The organism is Stutzerimonas decontaminans, from assembly GCF_000661915.1.
Lineage (GTDB): Bacteria > Pseudomonadota > Gammaproteobacteria > Pseudomonadales > Pseudomonadaceae > Stutzerimonas > Stutzerimonas decontaminans.
The window spans coordinates 938,875-959,384 of record NZ_CP007509.1 but is presented as its reverse complement, the minus strand read 5'-3'; the positions used below and the strand labels follow the sequence as shown (position 1 = coordinate 959,384).

Genomic DNA, 20,510 nt, shown 5'->3' with positions numbered 1-20,510 from the left:
AGTCGGATGAGGGATGGAGGGCATCAGCCCTGACAAGAACGCCTGATCAGTTTCCCCACTTTGGTTCGCCTACTTCCCAAGGCATGTCGCCGAGTATCACGGAGGATCTCTCGTCGTCAGTACTTGAGCCGGATGGATCGTTGCCAGCATGGACGTTCGGGCGCGAACTTTAGGACCAAGGGGGGCATAGATCAATCAAAAAAACGTCCCGAAGGTGCATCCGTTTCGAGTTGTTGTCGATTCAAAACAAAGCGTCATGGAAACTGCACAAATCGGCGATTTCCGCAGCCGTGCGGGCCGCAGCGAAATCCATTTGCCGCTATAATCGCCGCCTTTTTTGACAGACCGACTACTCGTCGACGGGTTCCTTAATTCCGATGACCACTCAGGCCGCCGAAGTCGCGAAGCGCCGTACCTTCGCCATCATCTCGCACCCCGATGCGGGCAAGACCACCATCACCGAAAAGCTGCTGCTGATGGGCAAGGCGATCGCCGTTGCCGGTACGGTGAAGTCGCGCAAATCCGACCGCCATGCCACCTCCGACTGGATGGAAATGGAGAAGCAGCGCGGCATCTCCATCACCACCTCGGTGATGCAGTTCCCCTACCGCGAGCACATGATCAACCTGCTCGACACCCCCGGCCACGAGGACTTCTCGGAAGACACCTATCGCACCCTGACCGCGGTGGACTCGGCGCTGATGGTTCTCGACGGCGGCAAGGGTGTCGAGCCACGCACCATCGCGCTGATGGACGTCTGCCGCCTGCGCGACACGCCAATCGTGAGTTTCATCAACAAGCTCGACCGCGATATCCGCGACCCCATCGAACTGCTCGACGAAATCGAGGCGGTGCTGAAGATCAAGGCCGCGCCGATCACATGGCCGATCGGCTGCTACCGCGACTTCAAGGGCGTGTACCACCTCAAGGACGACTACATCATCGTCTACACGCCGGGCCACGGGCACGAGCGCACCGAGGTCAAGATCATCCAGAACCTGGATTCCGACGAAGCGCGCAAGCACATCGGCGACGAGTACGAGCGTTTCATCGAACAGCTGGAACTGGTTCAGGGCGCCTGCCACGAGTTCGACCAGGACGAATTCCTCAATGGTCAGCTGACCCCTGTGTTTTTCGGTACCGCGCTGGGCAATTTCGGTGTGGACCACGTGCTCGACGCCGTCGTCGACTGGGCGCCGATGCCGCTGCCCCGCGCGGCCAACGAGCGAGTGGTCGAGCCGGTCGAGGAGAAGTTCACCGGCTTCGTGTTCAAGATCCAGGCGAACATGGACCCCAAGCACCGCGACCGCATCGCCTTCATGCGCATCTGCTCGGGCAAGTACGAGAAAGGCATGAAGCTGCGCCACGCGCGCATCGGCAAGGATGTCCGCATCGCCGACGCCCTGACCTTCTTCTCCAGCGAGCGGGAAATGCTCGAGGAAGCCTGGGCCGGCGACATCATCGGTCTGCACAACCACGGCACCATCCAGATCGGCGACACCTTTACCGAAGGCGAGAACCTCGGCTTCACCGGTATCCCGCACTTCGCTCCGGAACTGTTCCGCCGCGTACGCCTGAAGGATCCGCTGAAATCCAAGCAGCTGCGTCAGGGCCTGCAGGAACTGGCCGAGGAAGGCGCGACCCAGGTGTTCTTCCCCGAGCGCAACAACGACATCATCCTCGGCGCGGTGGGTGTGCTGCAGTTCGACGTCGTCGCCAGCCGCCTGAAAGAGGAATACAAGGTCGAGTGCGCCTACGAGGCGATCAACGTCTGGTCGGCGCGCTGGATCGAGTGCGATGACAAGAAGAAGCTCGAAGACTTCAAGAACAAGGCGTACGAGAACCTCGCCATCGATGGCGGCGGTCACCTGACTTACCTGGCGCCGACGCGGGTGAACCTGAGCCTGATGGAAGAGCGCTGGCCGGATGTGAAATTCCGCGCTACCCGCGAACACCACTGAAGCGATACCGTTGAAGCAGAGCCGGCATGCCGGCTCTGCGGATCACCCCACCCGCCCGATCAGGCTTCCTGCTGGGCGGCACAGCTCAGACAGAACGCCGCTGCGGGCATCGCCCGCAGGCGTGATTCCGCGATCGCCTCCCCGCACCGCTGACACTCACCATAGGTCCCCTGGGCCAGGCGCTGGCGGGCCAGCCCAACCAGGCGCAGCTCATCTTCAGCCTCGATCAACAGCCCGCGCAGTACATCGTCGTTCTGCCGCTCCTGCGCCTGTTCCGCCGAATCGTGATCGTGCTCGCGGGCCAAGTCACGGCGCAGCGCAGCGGCTCGCTGCAGGTATTCGCTGGATAGGCGCTCAAGCGCCTCGCTGGGGTCGAACTGGCTCATAACGGCTCTCCAAGGATTGACACACTCAGTGTGGACCGAGCCGGAGCCGTTGTACTGATGATGGTCAAGCTTCCGCCAATCAGGTCTTGGCTTGCACCATCAGCCCCTGCGGCTCCGACTGTTTGATCACCGCATAGATCACCCCGGTAACCAGGCTGCCGGCGAGGATCGCGACGAGATACAGCAGCGCGTGATTGATCGCGTTGGGTATCAGCAACACGAACAGCCCGCCGTGGGGCGCCAGCAGCTTTGCGCCGAAGGCCATGGACAGCGCACCGGTCAGCGCACCCCCGGCGATGCTCGCCGGGATCACCCGCAGCGGGTCTTTCGCGGCGAAGGGAATCGCGCCTTCGGAAATGAAGCAGCAGCCCAGCACCAGCGCGGCCTTGCCAGCTTCGCGCTCGGTCTGCGCGAACTTGCGTCGGGCGATCAGCGTGGCGATGCCCATGCCAATTGGCGGCACCATGCCAGCAGCCATGGTCGCGGCCATCGGTGCATAGCTCTGCGAGGCGAGCAACCCCACCGAGAAAGCATAAGCCGCCTTGTTCACCGGCCCACCGAGGTCGACGCACATCATGGTGCCGAGCAGCAGGCCGAGCAGGATGGCGTTGGACGTTCCCATGGTGTCGAGGAATTCGGTGAGCCCGGCAAGCAGCTTCGCCACCGGCGTGCCGACGATGTAGATCATCACCAACCCCGTCACCAGGCTCGCCAGCAGCGGAATGATCAGGATCGGCTTGAGCGATTCGATGCTCGCCGGCAAGGGAATCCAGCGGCTGACCGCCTTGGCCGCGTAGCCCGCTACGAAGCCGGCGATGATCCCGCCGATAAAGCCTGCGCCGAGGGTGCCAGCCAGCAGCCCACCGATCATCCCCGGCGCCAGGCCAGGACGGTCCGCGATGGAATAGGCGATGTAGCCGGCCAGCAGCGGCACCATCAGCTGGAAGGCCGTCTCGCCACCGATCTTCATCAGCGCGGCGGCCAGCGTGCCCTCCTCCTTGAATGCCTCGATGCCGAAGACGAAGGACAGCGCGATCAGCAAACCGCCGGCCACGACCATCGGCAGCATGTAGGACACGCCGGTCAGCAGGTGTTTGTAGACGCCAGCTTTTTCGCCCTTCTGTTCGCCACTGCCGCTAGAGGCTGCGGCGCCTCCAGCGAGCACCGCACCCTCTTCCAGCGCGCGATCGAGGGTCGCCTCGGGTTGCTTGAGGGCAATGCCAGTGCCGCAGCGGAACACCCGCTTGCCGGCGAAGCGGGCCATGTCCACCTCGATGTCGGCAGCCAGCAGCACCACGTCGGCCGCGGCGATGGCATCCGCTTCCAGCACGTTACGCGCGCCTACCGAACCGCGGGTTTCCACCTGCAGGTCGTAACCCTTGCGGATCGCGGCCTGCTGCAAGGCTTCGGCCGCCATAAAGGTATGTGCCACGCCGGTTGGGCAGGCCGTGACGGCGACCAGCTTGGGCTTGCCGCTGGTATGCGCCGCCTCGGCTTCGTCGGCCTGCTGCAGCTCGCTGGCAGTGTCAGCGGCGCTGCGCAGGAAGGCTTCGGGGTCGAGCAGCGCCTCGGATGGCGTCGACTGGGCGACGCGCTTGCCGATGAAGCGTTGCAATGACAGCGGCCCGGTCTTCACCACGACCACCAGATCGGCATTCGCAATCTGTGCCGGAGTCAGCGGCGAGCCGATGGTCTTGGGATCGTGGACTTCCACGGCGGTCGACCAGCCCAGGCGATGGGCCGCCGCTTCAAGCAGGCGCGAGGTCAGCACGCTGGTGACCATTCCGTTGGGGCAGGCCGTGACGATGAGAAGATTCATTCCTTCACCTCTTATTCGAATTATTGGCTGAGCGACTGGAGTCGAACCGCAGCTTCAAGCTCGGCGAGTCCATCCGTGTCGGTGATACCAAAGCCGACCTGCCCGACCGCCTGCGCGGCGATGGCGGTGGCGTGCGTGAGCGTGCGCTCGGCCGGCCAGCCTTCCAGCAAACCGTGAAGCATCCCGGCGAGCAGCGAGTCGCCGGCACCCACGGTGCTGACGACCCGAACCTTGGGCGGATTGGCATGCAGCGCCGCGCCCGGCGAGAACCAGCTGACGCCGTCAGCACCCTGCGAAACCACCACGTGCTCGATGCCTTCGCCTTGCAGTCGCTGCGCTTCGGCCGCCAGCGCTGACGGCCCAGTGAGCTCGATGCCACGGGCCTCGGCCAGCTCTTCCTCGTTGGGCTTGATCAGCCACGGCCGGGTCGCCAGCCCGTCGCGCAATGCGGCGCCGCTGGTATCCAGCGCCACCCGCACGCCGAGCGCTTTGAGGGTGCTTAGCATCTCCACGAACCACTGGCTGTCGATGCCCCGCGGCAGGCTGCCGGCGACCACAACCAGCTCATGAGCCGGGACTAGACGCTTCAGCCGCGCCAGCAACTCGGCGCGCTGCGCCTCGCTCACCATCAGCCCCGGGCCATTGATATCGGTAACCTGCCCGCCCGCTTCGGCCAGCTTGATGTTGCTGCGGGTATCACCCTGGACGCGGACGAATTCGTCGGCAAAGCCGCGCGCGGCGAACAGCTGCTCGAAGGCCTGCGGATTGGCTTCGCCGAGAAAGCCGGTGACGGTCAGCTGATGGCCGAGATCGGCCAGCACCTGCGCCACATTTAGGCCTTTGCCCGCGGCATGCACCTGCAGGCTGTCACTGCGATTGACCTCGCCCAGGCGCAGCACGGGCAGCTGCACGGTCAGGTCGAGGGCCGGGTTGAGGGTGACGGTCAGCACGCGAGCCATCAGCAGTGCTCCCCGACGAAGGCGCGGACTTCATGGGCACCGGGCAGCATCAGGGCTTGCTGAGCCAGCCTCTGACAGGCGGCGAAATCCAGCTCGCGCACCCGCGCCTTCACCAGCGCAATGCTGCGTGCCGAAACGCTCAGTTCATCCACGCCCAGCCCCACCAGCAACGGCACCGCCAGCGCATCGGCCGCCAGCTCACCACAGACGCCAACCCACTTGCCATGGGCGTGGGCGGCCTCGACGGTCATGCCGATCAGGCGCAACACTGCCGGATGCAGGCCGTCGGCCTGGCCGGACAGCGTCGGGTGGCCGCGGTCGATGGCCAGGGTGTACTGGGTGAGGTCATTGGTGCCGATGCTGAAGAAGTCGACTTCCTGCGCCAGCACTGGCGCGATCAGCGCGGCGGACGGAATCTCGATCATGATGCCGACCTGCAGGTCCGCCACCGGCAGCTCTACGCGCAGGCGCTCGACCATGGCTTTGGCGGTGCGCCATTCGTCGATGTTGCCGACCATGGGAAACATGATCCGCAGTGGACGACCGTCTGCAGACGCGAGCAAGGCGCGCAGCTGAGTTTCGAGAATGTCCGGGCGCTGCAGGCTCAGGCGAATGCCGCGCACGCCGAGGAACGGGTTTTCCTCGGCGGGCATCGGCCAATACGGCAGCGGCTTGTCACCGCCAACGTCCAAGGTGCGCACAACCAGCGGCCGGCCTTCAAGCGCTTCCAGCACACGGCGGTATTCAGCTTCCTGGGTGGCCTGATCCGGCGCCTGGGAATGATTCATGAATACCAGCTCGGTACGCAGCAAGCCGATGCCTTCGGCGCCCATCGCCACCGCTTCCGGGGTCTCGCCCGCGGCTCCAATGTTGGCGGCAATCTCCACCGGATGGCCGTCCCTCGTAACGGCCGGCTCCATGCGGTGCTCATCTGCCAGGCGCTTGCGCTCTTCCCGCGTGGCGCGCTCGCTGCGTGCCCGTTCCAGCTGCGCACCACTCGGTGCGACCAGCAGTTCGCCACGCTCGCCATCGAGCAGCAACAGGGTGTTACGTGCCAGCCCGAGCACACCCGGGCCGGCACCGACGATGGCCGGAATGCCCAATGCACGGGCAATGATGGCGCTGTGGGAGGTGGCACCGCCGCCAGCGGTGAGGATGCCGGCGACGCGCTGGGCGTTGAGCGTGGCGACATCCGACGGCGCCACTTCATCCATCACCAGGATGTAGGGTTCGTCCGGTGCCTGTTCGGCCTCGACGCCGGTCAGACAGGCCAGCACACGGCGGCCCACGTCACGCAGGTCGGCCGCGCGCTCGGCCAGCAGCTGGTCGTGCAAGGCTTCCTGCTGCTGCGCCGCAGTATCTATTTCCTCCATCCACGCCGCTTCCGCGCTCAGACCGCTTTGCAAGCGCACCTGCACTTCCTCACGCAACGCCGGGTCTCTGAGCATGGCCTGATGGGTGGTGAAGATGTCGCGGATGCTGGCGGCCTGGCTTTCATCGATCAGCGTGCCGATTTCCGCATGGACCTTGTTCAGCGCCGCATCCAGACGTTGCAACTCGATCACCGGGGATTCGCCGCGTTTGGGGTAATCGATCACCTGTGGCTTGCGCACCAGCACCGGGCCGATGGCAATGCCCGGCGACGCGGCGATGCCATTCACCTGGTCCCCCGCACGCAAGGCAGCTTGCTCGATGGCCGACTCAGGAGGTTGCGTGGCGATGACGGCTTGCTCCGCCTCGCCCGGCGCAGGCAAGGGTTCGACCTCTTCGCCCAGCCCTTCCTCTACGGCGCGCACCAGCGCCGGCAGCGCATCGCCGGCAATCGGAGGCTCGGCGATGAACTCCAGCACCTGACCGCGATGCGCACCCATTGCCAGCAGCTTGCTGAGGCTCTTGACCGAGACCCCGACGCTCTCGCTACCGGCCAGCCGCACGCGGATATCACCTTCGAACGCCTGAGCAATTTCGGTAAGTACCTTGGCCGGACGCGCATGCAGACCATGGGCGTTTGCCAGCGGCACCTGGGCACTCGGCCAGTCGGCAGGCACGTCACCGCCCAGTGCTTCGAGCACCGTGCGGCTGGAGGTCGCCTGGCTCAATTCCTGACCACGGCCCTCGATCAGCAGGTTGCACAGCCGCTCGAGCATGGCCTGATGCGCTTCACCCATGCTGGCCAGCACGAAAAGCCCATTGAGCGGCTGGCCCTGATGCTCGAGATTCGAGACTGGCGTGACAAAGGCCAGGCCCGGACGCTGCACCGACTGCTCGCTGCTCAGCCACCAGAGGCCATCCCCCAGCGGCAGCGACTGGCCAAGCGGCAGACTGGCGTTGAAGCCGGGCTCCACGCACTGCGCGCGCTTGAGCAGCTTGACGCCCTGCCAGGCCAGTTCGTCGAAATCATCCGCAGCGACACCCAACGACACCAGCTCGCCGTCCAGCGCCAGCGCCTGCGGTGCGCCCTGCAGCAGGCCGATGATGGCTTCCGGAGACTCCGCTTGCTGCAGCCCCTCGCTCAGATCGCCCTCACCCAGCGCGCGGGTCAACAGCTGCAGCAGGCGCAGGTGCTCGTCGGAACGCGCGGCAATACCGATGGCCAGATACACGAGCTGGCCGTTGCCCCAGTCCACCCCGCTCGGAAAATGCAGCAGCCGCACGCCAGTAGTGAAAACCTGATCACGGGTTTCCGGCGTGCCATGGGGAATCGCGATGCCCTGCCCGAGAAAGGTCGAGCCCTGTGCCTCACGTGCACGCAGCCCGTCGAGATAGCCGGGCGCGACCAGCCCGTCGGCTACCAACACCTCGCCCAGCAGAGCCAGCGCCGCAGACTTGTCTGCGGCGGCCTGATGCATGTGGATGTGCTGCGCATTCAAATCAAGCATGGAAAACTCCTGCGGGGGCTCGCGATTGTTGTGGCCGACGGTTGCGCCGGCATTGCCCGAATCCTGGACTGGCGCTTCAGACCGAAACACTGCTGAAACGTTTCACCTAAGGCTGGCACATTACGCAATATTGGGTAATTCTAGAAGCCCGAGTTCATACCACCCGTCTCAGGACCCTCTGTTGAAACTGACCGACATCGCCCGCCTCGCCAACGTTTCGGTAACCACCGCCAGCTATGTGCTCAACGGCAAGGCCGCGCAGCGCCGCATCAGTCAGGCCACGGTCGCGCGAGTGCTGGCCGTGGCCGAACAGCAGGGCTTTCAGCTCGACCAGCAGGCGGCGGGCCTGCGTCGTGGGCAGTCACGCACCCTCGGCTTCATCGTTCCCGATCTGGAAAACCCCAGCTACGCGCGCCTGGCCAAACTGCTGGAACAGCGCGCCCGTTTGCGCGGTTATCAATTGCTGATCGCCGGGACCGACGACGAGCCGGACACCGAGCGCCAGGTCATCCAGCTGTTGCGCTCGCGCCGCTGCGATGCGCTGATCGTCGCCAGCTGCCTGCCCGCGGACGACCCCAGTTACCGCAAACTCCAGGCAAGCGGCACACCGGTGATCGCCCTCGACCGGGCGCTGGACGCCGAGCAGTTCTGTTCGGTGGTCAGCGATGACCGCGAAGCGGCGGCGCAGCTGACCCAGTCACTGGACGCGCCCACCGAAGCGAGCATTGCCCTGATCAGCGCGCGGCCGGCCTTGCGTATCAGCCAGCAACGCGAGGAGGGCTTCCGTCAGGCTCTCGCCCAGCATCAGGGCCAGATCAGCGTGCTGCAGGCCGAACAGTTCAGCCGCGCCTGCGGACGCGAACAGATGCTTGCCCTGCTCGACCGCGGCCCGCTGCCCGATGCGCTGATCACCACCGCCTACGTCTTGCTCGAAGGCGTTTTCGATGCGCTGCGCGAGCGCGATCTGCTGTGGCCGGAGCACCTGCGGCTGGCGACCTTTGGTGACGCGCAGTTGCTGGATTTTCTGCCGATCCGGGTCAACGCGATTTCCCAGCAGCACGAGCAGATCGCCGAGCGAACGCTGGAACAGGCAATCCGCGCCATCGAGCAGGGCGATTACCACCCCGGCGTGATCGCCATCGAGCGTGAGCTGAAAGTGCGGCGCCGCTGATCCGCCCCTTGCGGGCGCTGCCGCGCTGACGGAAGCTTGTCGCCCCAACGAGCTCGCCCCGTCCCAGATGAACATCGAACAGATTACCCAACGCCTGCATGCGATCCGCGACCAGAACGACTGGCAGCGCTTTCACAGCCCGAAGAACCTCGCCATGGCGGCCAGCGTGGAAATGGCCGAGCTGGTGGAAATCTTCCAGTGGCAGACCGAAGACGAGTCGCGTCAGCTATCAGCCGACAAGCTCGAGCACGCCGGCCAGGAAGTCGGCGACATCCTCATGTACCTCTTGCTGATGTGCAGCGAGCTGGGCATCGATATGGAGCAGGCGCTACTGGCCAAGCTGGCCGACAACGAGCGGCGGTTCGCCCGATGAGCGATCGCCATTTCGACGAGCTGGCGACGCGCTTCGCCGAGAAGATCTACGGCGGCGCCAAGGGTGCGATCCGCCTTGCGGTACTGCAGGCCGATCTAACTGAAATCCTGCCGCAGCGCCCGCTGCGGGTACTGGATATTGGTGCCGGCCTCGGCCATATGAGCCTGTGGCTGGCGCAGCAAGGCCATCAGGTGACGCTCGCCGAACCCGCCGAACCCATGCTCGAGGGTGCTCGCCAGCGATTCGCCGAAGCTGGCCAGGGCGCCACCTTCATTCAGGCCCCCTGGCAGGACGTTGAAAGCCAGGTCGAAGGCCGTTTCGATCTGGTCATCTGCCACGCCGTGCTGGAATGGCTGGCCGAGCCCCAGGCGATTCTGCCGGTGCTGCATCGCCTGGTTGCCGAGGATGGCTGGCTGTCGCTGGCGTTCTACAACCGCGATGCGCTGATCTATCGCAACCTGCTCAAGGGCCACTTCAAGAAGCTGCGCAGCCAGACCTACGCTGGCGAGCGTCAGAGCCTGACACCGCAGCAGCCGCTCGACCCACGCGAACTGGCGGCGCAACTCGCACCGCACTGGCGGGTCGAAACAAGCAGTGGCGTGCGCGTATTCCATGACTACATGCCCGCCGATTTCCAGGCCCGCACCGAGCCGGCCGAGCTGATCGAGATGGAGCTGGCCTACCGCCGGCATCCGACCTTCAGCGGCCTGGGGCGCTACCTGCACTGGCTGTGTCGGCCGCGCTGAGCCGACCGGGAGGTCTTCATGTCGATCCGTGTATTTCTGCCCCTGCTCTGCCTGAGCCTGGTGGCCTGCCAGAGCAAGAATCCCTACACCGAAGAGTCGGCACCGATCCCACCGGCGCCGCCGGTCGAACACATCCAGTCACCGATATATCCGGCCGCCCCACGCGACTTTTCCAGCTACCAGAGCTGGAGCTGGCGCACGCCGCCGGCAGGCACTGCGTCGATCAGTGGCGAAGAGCTGCAGGAGATGGTCGCTGGCGCGCTCGATCAGCGCGGCTTGCGGCCGGCACCGGGAGGGTCAGCCAGTGGCAAGGCCGATGTGCTGATCTCAGCCGGCGCCAGCAAGGAAACCCGGGTGCGTCAGACCTATGACGACTATGGCTACGGCCCGCATGTCGGCGTGGGTCGCTATGGCGGCGGCTACGGCTCCGGTTATGGCGTCGGCACCAGCGTGCCCATCGTGCGCAGCTACGAGGAAGAGGTGGTTTCGGTACGCATCGAGATGTTCGATGCGGCCTCTGGCCAGGCCGTCTGGAACAACCGAGCCGAGGCGCGAGTCAGCGGCAGCCGGGCCAAGCAGCAGGATGCGGTGCGCCAGGCGGTCGAACGCGCCTTGGCTGATTATCCGCCACGCTGAGTGCGGCGAGCAGCTACAAGCCAAACGAACGCGCCAGGCCTAGACTGAGCAGATTCCATTCCGGGAGAACGATCATGTTCCGCCGCTTGTTGCTGATCCCCCTTTTCCTTGCGCTCGCTGCCTGCCAAGGCCCGCAAGTGCAGCGCGATTTCGACCCGGCACGGGACTTTTCCGCCTATCGCACCTGGAGCTGGAAGGAGCCCGCCTTGCAGTATCGACCGGATGATCCGCGCATCAAGAGCGATCTGACCGAGCAGCGCGTCCGCGAGGCCGTTGCCGGAGAGCTCGACCAGCGCGGCCTGCGCCCGGCAGCCTCCGGCGCAGCGAGCAACGTTCAGGTACAGGCCTGGTATATCGTCGAACAGCGCACCCAGCAGTACACCACCACCTCTGGCGCCTGGGGCAATCCATGGTACGGCTACTGGGGCGGCCCGATGTTCACTGACACCCGCACCATCGACTATCAGGTCGGCACACTGCAGATCGATCTGTATGACGCCGGCGACGGCAAGCTGGTCTGGCGCGGCAGCACCGAGCAGGTGTTGCGCAGCCGTGCGGGAACGCCGGATGAGCGCGCCGGCAGTATCCGCGAGCTGGTGACGCGGGTGCTGTCGCAGTATCCGCCGCGCTGAGGTTTTCCTGACGAGTCCTTCATGGTGGTGGCGAGCCGCAGCCGTGCTCGCCATACTGTCGCGCCCCTGATTCTGGAGACCCGACATGCCTGCCGTTGCCTGGTGGTTACTCACCCTGCCGTTCATCGCCGGCGCCCTGCTGCCCCTGCAGGCGGGAATCAATGGCCAGGTAGCGCGCCAGCTCGGCAACGTGATGGGGGCGGCGCTGCTGTCATTCGCCGTGGGAACGCTGGCCCTGTTCGTCATCGTGCTGATCCAGCGTGACGTACCCGCCCTGCAGACGCTGAAGGGCCTGAACTGGTGGCACTGGTCTGGCGGTTTGCTCGGTGCATTCTTCATCGCCACGGCCGCGTTCGCGGCGCCACGCACCGGTGCGCTGCTGTTCATGGCGCTGTTGCTGGCAGGCCAGTTATTTGTAGCCCTGCTGCTGGATCACTTCGGGTGGGCCGGCTTTCGTCAATCGAGCATCAGCCTGGGTAAGGTCGCCGGCCTGCTGCTGATCTTCGGCGGAGTCTGGCTGATCCAGCGCGGCTAGCAGCCGCGCCCGGCCTCAATCATTCATGCTCGAAGGCATAGAACAGATTGGGTTCGCTGATCAGATAAAGGTTACCGCTCGCATCGAAGGTCATGCCTTCGGCCTGCGGCACGCTGCGTTCGAGCCCGGCAAAACCGCTCCATAGCGAGCGGAAGCTGACCAGCTCGCCCTCGGCATCGAGCTCAAGCATCATCTTCGCTTCGTCGCTGAGCAGCACTAGGTGGCCGGTCTGCTCGTCGAAATGCACCGATGACAGATCGCTGGCCATGTCCAGCTTCTCGATCCAGGCTTGGCGGTCGATGATCTTGATGTCCATAGCGCCGGAGAGGCTGCGCTTGATGCCCTGGATCTCGTAGAGCTTGCGCGGAGACTGCTCCTTGACCACGAACAGGCGGTCACCCGCTCGGTCGTAACCGACGCCTTCGAAACCGGAGTTTTCCGCATCATTCAAGGCCAGCGTTATGGAACGGCCTTCGGCACGCCGCAACGGCCCGGCGATTTTCGGGACTGGCAGGATGACCAGCGACTGCTGGCGCTCCTCGGCCACGACGAGCAGGTCATCGCCCAGATAGGTGATGCCCTCGACGTCTTCGAAGCCCTGCAGCGGATAGCGTGCAATGAAGCTCCCATCACGGCCCAGCGCCAACAACTCTTCAGGATTGTTGACCACGGCCCAGAGATGATCGCGGTGCTCGTCATAGGTCAGCCCGGAAAGGTTGTTGCCCACCGTAGCCACCGGTAGCGCTTCGATCTTCACCCGGTATTCCGGTAGCCACAGACTGCGCCGCTCCCAGCTGCTTTCATGCCAGGTGGTTTTCAATGTGTAGAACAAGCGCTCATCGAGGTGAACGGTGGCGGCGGCGTAGAGCAGGCCAAAAAGAGCGCAGCCGTACCACCAGGCCGGACGCAGCGTCGCAAATCGTCCCAGTTGCGCTCGGGCAAGGGCTCGCATCATCGATGTTCTCGTTCAGGGAATCGTAGGCAGGCTGCCTGGAGCTTGTTGCAATTGCGTGAAGGCTGACGCGACAGTCCAGCGCAGCCCATGCAGCGACAATAGGACTAGTTCTCCCGGCCACTGGTTCCTGCCTCGCCGGCGCAATTTGGAACTCTCGGGCATACGGGACAGCCCAATGCCCAGGACTGTGCTTTATGCACCGCCATCGATCGGTTCGGGAGAGTGATACATGCGGGTAGAAGGATTCTTTGAATGGCTGGGACAGGCGCTCGGCAGCGTCATACGGTTCATTGTCGAAGCACTGGGTGATTTCTTCGGCCTCTTCGCCAGAGCCGGCCACAACTTTCTCGAAGGCCTCTCGCGCACTTTGGGCATGGACCGTTCGCTGATCAGCCTGGTAGCGCTGGCCATCGGCCTGCTGTTGCTGGTCGCCGCCGTCCGCGCGTTCTTTCGCGGCTCGATCATTGGCGGACTGATCTGGCTGTTCCTCGGCTTGTGGCTGTTGAGCTGGCTGATCCACTAAGCTGCCCGCCGAATCGCTTTACGGACGCCCCCGGCTAGCGAGCCGGCCGGCTTTTCCTCCTTTTGGGATGCCACGTATAGTGCCAGGCCGTCCCGGAAGGCCCGAAATGTCCAGCATGCTTGCCGCCTGGCGCGATGCGCCCACCCACAGCAAGGTGTGGGCGCTGGCAGCGCCGATGATCCTCTCGAATCTCTCCGTTCCGCTGGTCGCGCTGGTGGACAGCAGTGTGATTGGTCATCTGCCGCACGCGCACCAGCTGGGTGCTGTGGCCGTCGGCGGCAGCCTCTATACGCTGCTGGTCTGGGTGATGGGCTTTCTGCGCATGGGCTCGACGGGCTTCGCCGCCCAGGCTGCCGGCCGCAATGATGGCGGCGCGCTGCGCCAGATTCTGCTGCAGGGGCTGTTGCTGGCGCTGGGTATCGCGCTGTTGCTGGGCGCAATCGGCGTACCACTGAAAGGCGCAGCCTTGCAGCTCATGCAGCCGTCTGCCGAACTGGACGAACTCACCCGCGATTATTTCCATACGCGCCTGTTCGGCCTGCCAGCGGCTCTGGCCAGCTACGCCTTGATCGGCTGGTTCCTCGGCACCCAGAATGCCCGCGCGCCGCTGGCCATCCTGCTGACCACGAACCTCATCAACGTGGCGCTGGATCTTTGGTTCGTGCTCGGCCTCGACTGGGGCGTGGCCGGTGCCGCGCGCGCCTCGGTGATCGCCGAATGGAGCGGCGCGCTGCTCGGCCTGACGCTTACCCGCAATGCGCTGACCCGCTATCCCGGCCGACTCGATACTCGTGCGCTGCGCCGCTGGCTGAGCTGGCGGCCGCTGATGGCGGTCAACCGCGACATCTTCCTGCGCTCGCTCGCGCTGCAACTGGTGTTCTTTCTGGTGACGGTCCAGGGCGCGCGCCTAGGCGATGCGACGGTCGCCGCCAACGCGCTGTTGCTCAATGGTCTGCTGCTGACCGCCCACGCCCTTGATGGGCTGGCGCATGCCGTGGAAGCCTTGAGCGGGCATGCCATCGGTGCCCGCGACCACAACGCGCTGCAGCGGGTGATGGTGGTCGCGGGCGGCTGGTCGTTGCTGGCCAGCGTCGCCTTCGGCCTGTTCTTCCTGCTTGGCGGCCATCTCTTTATCCAGTTGCAGACCGACATTCCCGAGGTCCGCGCGACCGCGCTGACTTACCTACCCTATCTGGCGGTGTTGCCGCTGATTGCGGTCTGGAGCTATCTGCTCGACGGGCTGTTCATCGGTGCGACCCGCGCACAGGAGATGCGCAACAGCATGCTGCTAGCGGTAGGCCTGACCCTACCACTGGGCTGGCTGCTGCAGGGCCTGGGCAATCATGGCTTGTGGCTTGCGTTTCTGAGCTTCATGCTGATGCGCGGCGTCTGCCTGGGGGTGCTCGCCCAGCGCCTGCAGCGCCGTGGAGCCTGGTTTACCATGGGCGCGCCGAGCACCACACACTCTGAAGGACGCTGAACATGGCCTACGCCATCGCCGCCTACCTGCATTTTCTGGCGATATTCCTGCTCTTCGCCCTGTTGCTGCTGGAGCACCAGCTGTTCCGTCAGCCGCTGACGCTGGAGCGCGCGCGCAGCCTGTTTCGCATCGACATCGCCTTCGGCATCACCGCGGCGGCGGTACTGGCCAGCGGAGCCGCCCGGGCAATCCTCTATGGCAAAGGCCTGGACTATTACCTGAAGAACAGCCTGTTCCACGCCAAGGTCGGCCTGTTCGTGGTGGTCGCCGTACTGTCCATCTATCCCACCCTGACGTTCCTGCGCTGGCGCCCGGCCTTGTCCGCAGGCCAGACACCGATCATGTCGAACAGCAGCGCCAGGTGGGTCAAGCTGACCATTCGCCTGGAGCTGCTACTGCTCCTGCTGATCCCGTTGCTGGCCGCGCTGATGGCGCGCGGCTTTGGCGTCATGCCCGGCTGACGTCGGGCTGGTCAATCACGGCGTCAGATAGGAGGAACGCGTCAGCCCCAGACGCAGCGCGTCAATGTATTGGGTGCGCTCCTTGGCACTCAGCTTGGCGCTGGCGACCTTGTCGCGGTAGTAGGTCATCAGCTCCTCGGGCGACAGGTGCACGTAGCGCAGCATGTCCTCGATGGTGTCGTGGGTCTCGATGCCGGCGTGGTAGTAGCTGCCGTCCTCACGCTGATAGACGTTCACCGAGTCGGTATCGCCGAACAGGTTGTGCATGTCGCCAAGAATTTCCTGGTAGGCACCGACCAGGAACACGCCGAGGAAGTACTCTTCGCCAGGCGCGACCTCATGCACCGGCATGCTGCTTTCGATGCTCTGCTCGTCGACGTAGTGCTTGATCTTGCCGTCCGAATCGCAGGTCAGGTCCTGCAGCACGGCGCGCCGCACCGGCTCCTCGCTCAGACGCTGCAGCGGTACGATCGGCAGGATCTGGTCGATCGCCCAGGTGTCCGGCAGGCTCTGGAATACCGAGAAGTTGCAGATGTACTTGTCCGCCAGCTTGTCGTTGAGCTCGTCGAGCACCGCCCGATGCGAGCGCTGACGGGCCTTGAGCTGGTTGTACAGGCGGCGGCAGATGGCGAAGTAGCTCTGCTCGGCCAGCGCCTTCTGCGCCAGGGTCAGCTTGCCGGACGCGTACTGCGCGCTGGACTCGCTCATGTAGTGGGTAGCGCGCCAGTAGGTCTCGGTGACCATTTCCGGGTCGGTCGGCCCGAGCAGATCGGCCAGCGACTGAACGATCTCCGGCAGTTCGTCGTGGTTGTCGATCACCGGCAGCTCATCGTTATGCCGCTCGACGTCGGTGACCTGCATGACCAGCACCGCATGATGCGCCGTCATCGCCCGTCCGCTTTCGGAGAAGATGTTCGGGTGCGGCAGGCCCTGTGCCTCGCAGAACTCCTTGAGCATGCCGACCACGGTACCGGCGTATTCGTCGATGTCGTAGTTGATCGAGCTGGCATTACGCGAGTGGGTGCCATCGTAGTCGACCCCCAGTCCGCCGCCGACATCGATGTAATCCACCGGCAAGTTCAACGCGCGCAGCTCGGCGTAGTAACGGATAGCCTCACGGAAGCCCTGACGGTAGTCCGCCAGATTGGCAATCTGCGAACCCATGTGGAAGTGCAGCAAGCGGATGCCCTGGTCCATTTCTGCCGCGCGGAAGCGTTCGATCACCGAGAGCAGCTGCGCCGCAGACAAGCCGAACTTCGACCGCTCACCACCGGTGTCGGCCCACTTGGACGATGCCAGCGACGACAGGCGCACGCGCAGACCGACCTGCGGCGTCAGCTTCAGCTCGTTGGCCTCCTCAATCACCAGCCCGACCTCGGACTCCTTCTCGATGACGATGAATACCTTGTGCCCGAGCTTCTGGCCCATCAGTGCCAGGCGGATGAACTCGCGATCCTTGTAGCCATTGCAGACGATGGTGCCGCCCTTCGGCGCCAGCGCCAGCACCGCCATCAGCTCCGGCTTGGAACCCGCCTCCAGGCCGATGGAAACGTTCTGCGTGGCGATGATGTTCTCCACCACCGCTTCCTGCTGGTTGACCTTGATCGGGTACAACGCGGTGTACTTGCCGGCGTACTCCATGCGCTCGATGTTGGCATCGAAGGCACCGGTCAGGCGCCGCACGCGGTCCTGCAGGATGCCGGGGAAGCGCACCAGCAACGGCAGCGACAGTCCCGCCTCGCGTAATTGCTCGATCAGCCCGTTGAACTCGATCGGCTCGCCGCTCGGACCTTGCGGGCGCACTTCGACATTGCCCTGGTCGTTGATTGCGAAATACCCAGCGCCCCAGTGGCGGATACCGTAGATGCTGCGGCTGTCGGCAGCGGTCCACTGGCTACCGTCGTCTTTACGTGTGCGTCGTACAGGCATCAAGGCCTCCCGGAAGAAATTGAGTGTTTCGCAGCGAGCAGAACCGCGCGGCGAAGGCTATGCGGCTTCGACAGCCGATATGCGGAAAATGGTGAAAATTGGTGGAGGTGTCACATGGACGCTCAGCCACCGGACTTCTTGGCCTTGAAGCCGCGCTTGGTCAGCTCGTCGATTAGCAGCTGAACGTGATCGCCCTGGATCTCGATGACGCCATCCTTCAGCGCGCCGCCAGTGCCGCAGCGGCGTTTCAGCGCGCTGGCGAACTCCTTGAGCTCGGCCTCGGGCAAGGGAACGCCACTGATGGTCGTCACCGTCTTGCCGCCCCGCCCCTTGCTCTCGCGGCGCACCCGCGCAATACCGTCGCCTTCGGGAACAACGCTTTGTTTGCAGATGCAACTACCCAGCGGTTGACTGCACTCAGGACAATGCCGACCGGCATCGGTGGAATAGACCAGCCCGCTCAGGCCGGCCAGGGAAGTGGTTTTCTTCGCCACACAAACCTCACTCGCCAATCTGGCTCTGCCTGGCAGAGCCGAAGTGCCGGCTAATTTACCAGCAATGCGAGTTGGTAGCAGGACAGAGTCCGGGCGGCGGTACGAAACCCGGACTGCTTACGGAACGGGGAACCTTGCGAACGTCCGTTCAACCCTTCTGATCGGCGATACGCCCGGTCGGCAAATAAGGAGATGGATCCACGATCGGCGCCTGCCCAAGCATCAGGTCGACCAGCAGCTGACAGGACGCTGGCGCCAGCACCAGTCCGTTACGGAAGTGCCCGCAGTTCAGCCACAGTCCGTCGAAACCGCTCACCGGTCCTATATAAGGGACGCCATCCGGCGAACCCGGACGCAGCCCTGCCCAGTGTGTGACCACTTGCGCGTCTGCCAGCGCCGGTAGCAGCTCGATCGCTGTTGCCCTGAGACTTTCCAGCGCGTCTTCGGTCGGCGTCTTGTCGAAGCCGACATCTTCCAGCGTGCTGCCAACCAGGATATGGCCGTCGCGCCGCGGAATCGCGTAACGCCGCTTGGCCAGCACCATGCTCGGCAAGAAGTCCTCGGCGCACTTGAAGAGAATCATCTGCCCCTTCATCGGCTTGACCGGAATCTCCAGCCCTAGCGTCGCCAGCAGCTGTGCACTCCAGGCGCCCGCAGCCACGACAACCTGCTCCGCCCGCATCTCACCCTGCGCCGTCTGCACACCGACGATGCGCGCGCCATCGCGCAGGAAACCTTCCACCGGGCACTGCTCGATCACATTTACATTCGGCAGCTGCCGCAGCGCTTCACGCAAGGCGCGCAGCAGACGGGGATTGCGAATGTTGGCGACACCGTCCATGTAGACGGCGCGCTCGTAACCCTCACCCAGCGAAGGCACTGCCTGGTGCACTGTCTCCATCGACACCGACGTCAGCGGCCGGCCATAACGCTCAGCCCAACTCAGCGCCTCGGCCTCGTCATGCAGGTCCAGCCAATAGAGGCCCGTCACATGCACCTCGGGGTCCACGCGCGTCTCCTCCAGCAAACGCGCGCCAAGCTGCGGATAGAAATCCTGCGACCAATGCGCCAGCGCCGTGACTGCTGGGCTATAACGCCACGGATACAACGGCGACACGATCCCGCCGCCGGCCCAGGAAGCTTCGCGACCAACATCACCCGACTCCAGGAGCAACACCGACGTGCCTGCCTGAGCCAGGCGATAGGCGGACAACAACCCGATGACACCGCCACCGACAACGATCACTTCTTGATTCACATGCCTCTCCAACCATCTGGTTCACATTTCTGCCCGTCCTCACTTGGACTGACGGGCAGGCTGCTTTAAAAGAGCGTCGTGTATCTCGCGAACGCCAATACACAAACAGCAGCCAGGACGGCTGAGCATCATACGTGCAAAGGAACCGCACTATGGCGAACCGAAATCAAGGCTTCACGCTTGTAGAGTTGATCGTCACATTGTCGATACTGGGTATCGCCGCAGCGATAGCCATTCCAGCAGCCGGCGAAATGATTGCAAGAAACCGTCAGGAAGCGCTGAAAGATCAAGTAGAGAAGATCCTGCATAACGCCCGCACCCAAGCGATCACCCAACGCCGTACCGTTGACGTATGCGGCACTGCTGACGGAAAGAAGTGCTCTGCAAACTGGGCGGACGGTTGGCTTGTACGCACATCGAGCGGCCAGATATTGCAGCTTACCCGGCTTCCAACTCATGACGCCCTGCGCTGGCAAGGGTTCAGCGACAACATACGCTTTCGCGACAACGGTACAACACCCACTAGCAATGGACGCTTTTATCAATGTTACCGACAGCAGGTAGCGTGGCAGCTGATTATCAGCCGCCAAGGGCGAGTACGGCAGGCATTACCAGCAGAGAACCGAGAGAAAGCCAGCCTGTGTCAGTAGGCGGGGCGCCTCGAACTCGCGACAAACATCGACCCCGTCACAACTTCCCACAACGCAAACCGGACGCCCGACCGCCTATCTGCATAAATGTGCCAACCATCTTTCCCATGCGGACAAGACACCAACGCGTTTGCATCATCCGCTCACGATTCTCCTGGAGTACATCATGTCACGCCCAACCGACATGCACGGATTCACCCTGGTCGAGCTAATGATCACGTTGGCGCTACTGGGCATTTTCGCAGCCATCGCCGTCCCGAGCTTCAACGACCTGATCCGTAGCAATCAGGTGCAAGGCAAGGCCGAAGAGCTAGTCATCTTCCTGCAACACGCGCGCGGACAAGCCGTCCTCAACCGACAGACATACGAAGTACAGATCAAGAGCGACGCGGCCTGGGAAATCAGTAAAGCGGGAAGCGGCGAGGTCGAGCGGGTCTTGGAGCATAACCCCGCCCACGCGGAAATTCTCAGCTCAGCTCTGAGTGACGACAAACTGCTCTTCCGGGCCAACGGCACCGCTACAACGGCCAAGTTCACAATATGCCGAGAATCAGACCCGGCCACCGGCTATCTGCTCGAAGTGCAAGCTAGTGGCGGCGTTGTTCTCTATCCGCGCGGCAGGAAGGCCGGCGCTGCTTTGGACAGCTGCACACCATGAGGAAC

General features: G+C 64.0%; 20 protein-coding genes. 12 read left to right on the top strand and 8 right to left on the bottom strand.

Annotation, left to right across the window (positions count from 1 at the left end):
* The first annotated feature begins 377 nt into the window (after nucleotides 1-377).
* The gene (locus UIB01_RS04375) at nucleotides 378-1,961 is read left to right on the top strand and encodes a peptide chain release factor 3 (RefSeq protein ID WP_038657220.1); all 1,584 of its coding nucleotides are present in this window, start codon (nucleotides 378-380) and stop codon (nucleotides 1,959-1,961) included.
* A 59-nt stretch (nucleotides 1,962-2,020) separates the two neighbouring features.
* Here the strand turns inward: UIB01_RS04375 and UIB01_RS04370 are convergent, their stop codons facing one another.
* The 4 genes from UIB01_RS04370 to ptsP all read right to left on the bottom strand — a co-directional run bounded on the left by UIB01_RS04370 (nucleotide 2,021) and on the right by ptsP (nucleotide 8,004).
* Nucleotides 2,021-2,347 (bottom strand): TraR/DksA family transcriptional regulator, encoded by a 327-nt coding sequence (locus UIB01_RS04370; protein ID WP_038657218.1) that lies wholly within the window; start codon nucleotides 2,345-2,347, stop codon nucleotides 2,021-2,023.
* Between the two features lie 79 nt (nucleotides 2,348-2,426).
* On the bottom strand, nucleotides 2,427-4,166 hold the full coding sequence (locus UIB01_RS04365) for a PTS fructose-like transporter subunit IIB (protein WP_038657216.1): 1,740 nt from the start codon (nucleotides 4,164-4,166) through the stop codon (nucleotides 2,427-2,429).
* Nucleotides 4,167-4,186: 20 nt separating this feature from the next.
* Nucleotides 4,187-5,125, bottom strand: coding sequence for a 1-phosphofructokinase (gene pfkB / locus UIB01_RS04360; RefSeq protein ID WP_038657214.1), 939 nt, complete (start codon nucleotides 5,123-5,125; stop codon nucleotides 4,187-4,189).
* Nucleotides 5,125-8,004 carry a phosphoenolpyruvate--protein phosphotransferase gene (gene ptsP / locus UIB01_RS04355; protein WP_038657212.1) on the bottom strand — a complete coding sequence of 960 codons (2,880 nt, stop codon included), beginning with the start codon at nucleotides 8,002-8,004 and terminating at the stop codon, nucleotides 5,125-5,127. Before ptsP ends, pfkB begins: the two co-directional genes overlap by 1 nt.
* A 181-nt stretch (nucleotides 8,005-8,185) precedes the next feature.
* On the opposite strand from ptsP, the gene cra reads away from it, so the two are divergent.
* The 6 genes from cra to UIB01_RS04325 all read left to right on the top strand — a co-directional run bounded on the left by cra (nucleotide 8,186) and on the right by UIB01_RS04325 (nucleotide 12,097).
* Complete coding sequence (gene cra / locus UIB01_RS04350; protein ID WP_038657210.1) at nucleotides 8,186-9,175, top strand: catabolite repressor/activator; 990 nt, start codon at nucleotides 8,186-8,188, stop codon at nucleotides 9,173-9,175.
* A 67-nt stretch (nucleotides 9,176-9,242) separates the two neighbouring features.
* Entirely contained in the window at nucleotides 9,243-9,548 is a 306-nt protein-coding gene (locus UIB01_RS04345; protein ID WP_003302193.1) for a nucleotide pyrophosphohydrolase, read from the top strand.
* A complete protein-coding gene (locus UIB01_RS04340; protein WP_038657208.1) occupies nucleotides 9,545-10,294 on the top strand; it encodes a methyltransferase domain-containing protein in 750 nt (249 codons plus the stop codon). The genes UIB01_RS04345 and UIB01_RS04340 overlap by 4 nt, the downstream gene beginning before the upstream one ends.
* 18 nt (nucleotides 10,295-10,312) lie before the next feature.
* Nucleotides 10,313-10,930 (top strand): DUF4136 domain-containing protein, encoded by a 618-nt coding sequence (locus UIB01_RS04335; RefSeq protein WP_038657206.1) that lies wholly within the window; start codon nucleotides 10,313-10,315, stop codon nucleotides 10,928-10,930.
* A 74-nt stretch (nucleotides 10,931-11,004) separates the two neighbouring features.
* Nucleotides 11,005-11,562: a DUF4136 domain-containing protein gene (locus UIB01_RS04330; RefSeq protein ID WP_038657204.1), complete on the top strand. Its 558-nt coding sequence runs from the start codon at nucleotides 11,005-11,007 to the stop codon at nucleotides 11,560-11,562.
* An 85-nt stretch (nucleotides 11,563-11,647) separates the two neighbouring features.
* Complete coding sequence (locus UIB01_RS04325) at nucleotides 11,648-12,097, top strand: DMT family transporter (protein ID WP_038657202.1); 450 nt, start codon at nucleotides 11,648-11,650, stop codon at nucleotides 12,095-12,097.
* 19 nt (nucleotides 12,098-12,116) lie between these two features.
* On the opposite strand, the gene UIB01_RS04320 is transcribed toward UIB01_RS04325, so the two are convergent.
* Entirely contained in the window at nucleotides 12,117-13,049 is a 933-nt protein-coding gene (locus tag UIB01_RS04320; RefSeq protein ID WP_038665409.1) for an SdiA-regulated domain-containing protein, read from the bottom strand.
* 232 nt (nucleotides 13,050-13,281) lie between these two features.
* On the opposite strand from UIB01_RS04320, the gene UIB01_RS04315 reads away from it, so the two are divergent.
* From UIB01_RS04315 to UIB01_RS04305, 3 genes are all read left to right on the top strand, one after another.
* Nucleotides 13,282-13,575 carry a hypothetical protein gene (locus UIB01_RS04315; protein WP_038657200.1) on the top strand — a complete coding sequence of 98 codons (294 nt, stop codon included), beginning with the start codon at nucleotides 13,282-13,284 and terminating at the stop codon, nucleotides 13,573-13,575.
* A 106-nt stretch (nucleotides 13,576-13,681) separates the two neighbouring features.
* Nucleotides 13,682-15,055: an MATE family efflux transporter gene (locus tag UIB01_RS04310; RefSeq protein ID WP_038657198.1), complete on the top strand. Its 1,374-nt coding sequence runs from the start codon at nucleotides 13,682-13,684 to the stop codon at nucleotides 15,053-15,055.
* Nucleotides 15,056-15,057: 2 nt separating this feature from the next.
* Nucleotides 15,058-15,516, top strand: coding sequence for a DUF2214 family protein (locus UIB01_RS04305; RefSeq protein ID WP_038657196.1), 459 nt, complete (start codon nucleotides 15,058-15,060; stop codon nucleotides 15,514-15,516).
* 15 nt (nucleotides 15,517-15,531) lie between these two features.
* Here UIB01_RS04305 and speA read toward each other — a convergent pair whose 3' ends face one another.
* The 3 genes from speA to thiO form a co-directional block, all read right to left on the bottom strand.
* The gene (gene speA / locus UIB01_RS04300) at nucleotides 15,532-17,445 is read right to left on the bottom strand and encodes an arginine decarboxylase (protein WP_038657194.1); all 1,914 of its coding nucleotides are present in this window, start codon (nucleotides 17,443-17,445) and stop codon (nucleotides 15,532-15,534) included.
* A gap of 122 nt (nucleotides 17,446-17,567) precedes the next feature.
* The gene (locus tag UIB01_RS04295; protein WP_038657192.1) at nucleotides 17,568-17,939 is read right to left on the bottom strand and encodes a translation initiation factor Sui1; all 372 of its coding nucleotides are present in this window, start codon (nucleotides 17,937-17,939) and stop codon (nucleotides 17,568-17,570) included.
* A 148-nt stretch (nucleotides 17,940-18,087) separates the two neighbouring features.
* Nucleotides 18,088-19,197 carry a glycine oxidase ThiO gene (gene thiO, locus UIB01_RS04290; RefSeq protein WP_038657190.1) on the bottom strand — a complete coding sequence of 370 codons (1,110 nt, stop codon included), beginning with the start codon at nucleotides 19,195-19,197 and terminating at the stop codon, nucleotides 18,088-18,090.
* Nucleotides 19,198-19,349: 152 nt separating this feature from the next.
* Here thiO and UIB01_RS04285 point away from each other — a divergent pair, with 152 nt between their 5' ends.
* Both UIB01_RS04285 and UIB01_RS04280 read left to right on the top strand, forming a co-directional pair.
* Entirely contained in the window at nucleotides 19,350-19,847 is a 498-nt protein-coding gene (locus UIB01_RS04285; protein ID WP_038657188.1) for a GspH/FimT family pseudopilin, read from the top strand.
* A gap of 166 nt (nucleotides 19,848-20,013) precedes the next feature.
* On the top strand, nucleotides 20,014-20,505 hold the full coding sequence (locus UIB01_RS04280) for a GspH/FimT family pseudopilin (RefSeq protein WP_038657186.1): 492 nt from the start codon (nucleotides 20,014-20,016) through the stop codon (nucleotides 20,503-20,505).
* Nucleotides 20,506-20,510: the final 5 nt, after the last annotated feature.

What these genes read in the sequence shown, in the direction of transcription:
- UIB01_RS04375 (WP_038657220.1), top strand. Translation starts at nt 378, where the DNA reads ATGACCACTCAGGCCGCCGAAGTCGCGAAGCGCCGTACCTTCGCCATC.
- UIB01_RS04345 (WP_003302193.1), top strand. Translation starts at nt 9,243, where the DNA reads ATGAACATCGAACAGATTACCCAACGCCTGCATGCGATCCGCGACCAG.
- UIB01_RS04370 (WP_038657218.1), bottom strand. Translation starts at nt 2,347, where the DNA reads ATGAGCCAGTTCGACCCCAGCGAGGCGCTTGAGCGCCTATCCAGCGAA.
- UIB01_RS04310 (WP_038657198.1), top strand. Translation starts at nt 13,682, where the DNA reads ATGTCCAGCATGCTTGCCGCCTGGCGCGATGCGCCCACCCACAGCAAG.
- UIB01_RS04335 (WP_038657206.1), top strand. Translation starts at nt 10,313, where the DNA reads ATGTCGATCCGTGTATTTCTGCCCCTGCTCTGCCTGAGCCTGGTGGCC.
- speA (WP_038657194.1), bottom strand. Translation starts at nt 17,445, where the DNA reads ATGCCTGTACGACGCACACGTAAAGACGACGGTAGCCAGTGGACCGCT.
- UIB01_RS04330 (WP_038657204.1), top strand. Translation starts at nt 11,005, where the DNA reads ATGTTCCGCCGCTTGTTGCTGATCCCCCTTTTCCTTGCGCTCGCTGCC.
- UIB01_RS04365 (WP_038657216.1), bottom strand. Translation starts at nt 4,166, where the DNA reads ATGAATCTTCTCATCGTCACGGCCTGCCCCAACGGAATGGTCACCAGC.
- UIB01_RS04280 (WP_038657186.1), top strand. Translation starts at nt 20,014, where the DNA reads ATGTCACGCCCAACCGACATGCACGGATTCACCCTGGTCGAGCTAATG.
- pfkB (WP_038657214.1), bottom strand. Translation starts at nt 5,125, where the DNA reads ATGGCTCGCGTGCTGACCGTCACCCTCAACCCGGCCCTCGACCTGACC.
- UIB01_RS04305 (WP_038657196.1), top strand. Translation starts at nt 15,058, where the DNA reads ATGGCCTACGCCATCGCCGCCTACCTGCATTTTCTGGCGATATTCCTG.
- UIB01_RS04340 (WP_038657208.1), top strand. Translation starts at nt 9,545, where the DNA reads ATGAGCGATCGCCATTTCGACGAGCTGGCGACGCGCTTCGCCGAGAAG.
- UIB01_RS04325 (WP_038657202.1), top strand. Translation starts at nt 11,648, where the DNA reads ATGCCTGCCGTTGCCTGGTGGTTACTCACCCTGCCGTTCATCGCCGGC.
- UIB01_RS04285 (WP_038657188.1), top strand. Translation starts at nt 19,350, where the DNA reads ATGGCGAACCGAAATCAAGGCTTCACGCTTGTAGAGTTGATCGTCACA.
- UIB01_RS04320 (WP_038665409.1), bottom strand. Translation starts at nt 13,049, where the DNA reads ATGCGAGCCCTTGCCCGAGCGCAACTGGGACGATTTGCGACGCTGCGT.
- ptsP (WP_038657212.1), bottom strand. Translation starts at nt 8,004, where the DNA reads ATGCTTGATTTGAATGCGCAGCACATCCACATGCATCAGGCCGCCGCA.
- UIB01_RS04315 (WP_038657200.1), top strand. Translation starts at nt 13,282, where the DNA reads ATGCGGGTAGAAGGATTCTTTGAATGGCTGGGACAGGCGCTCGGCAGC.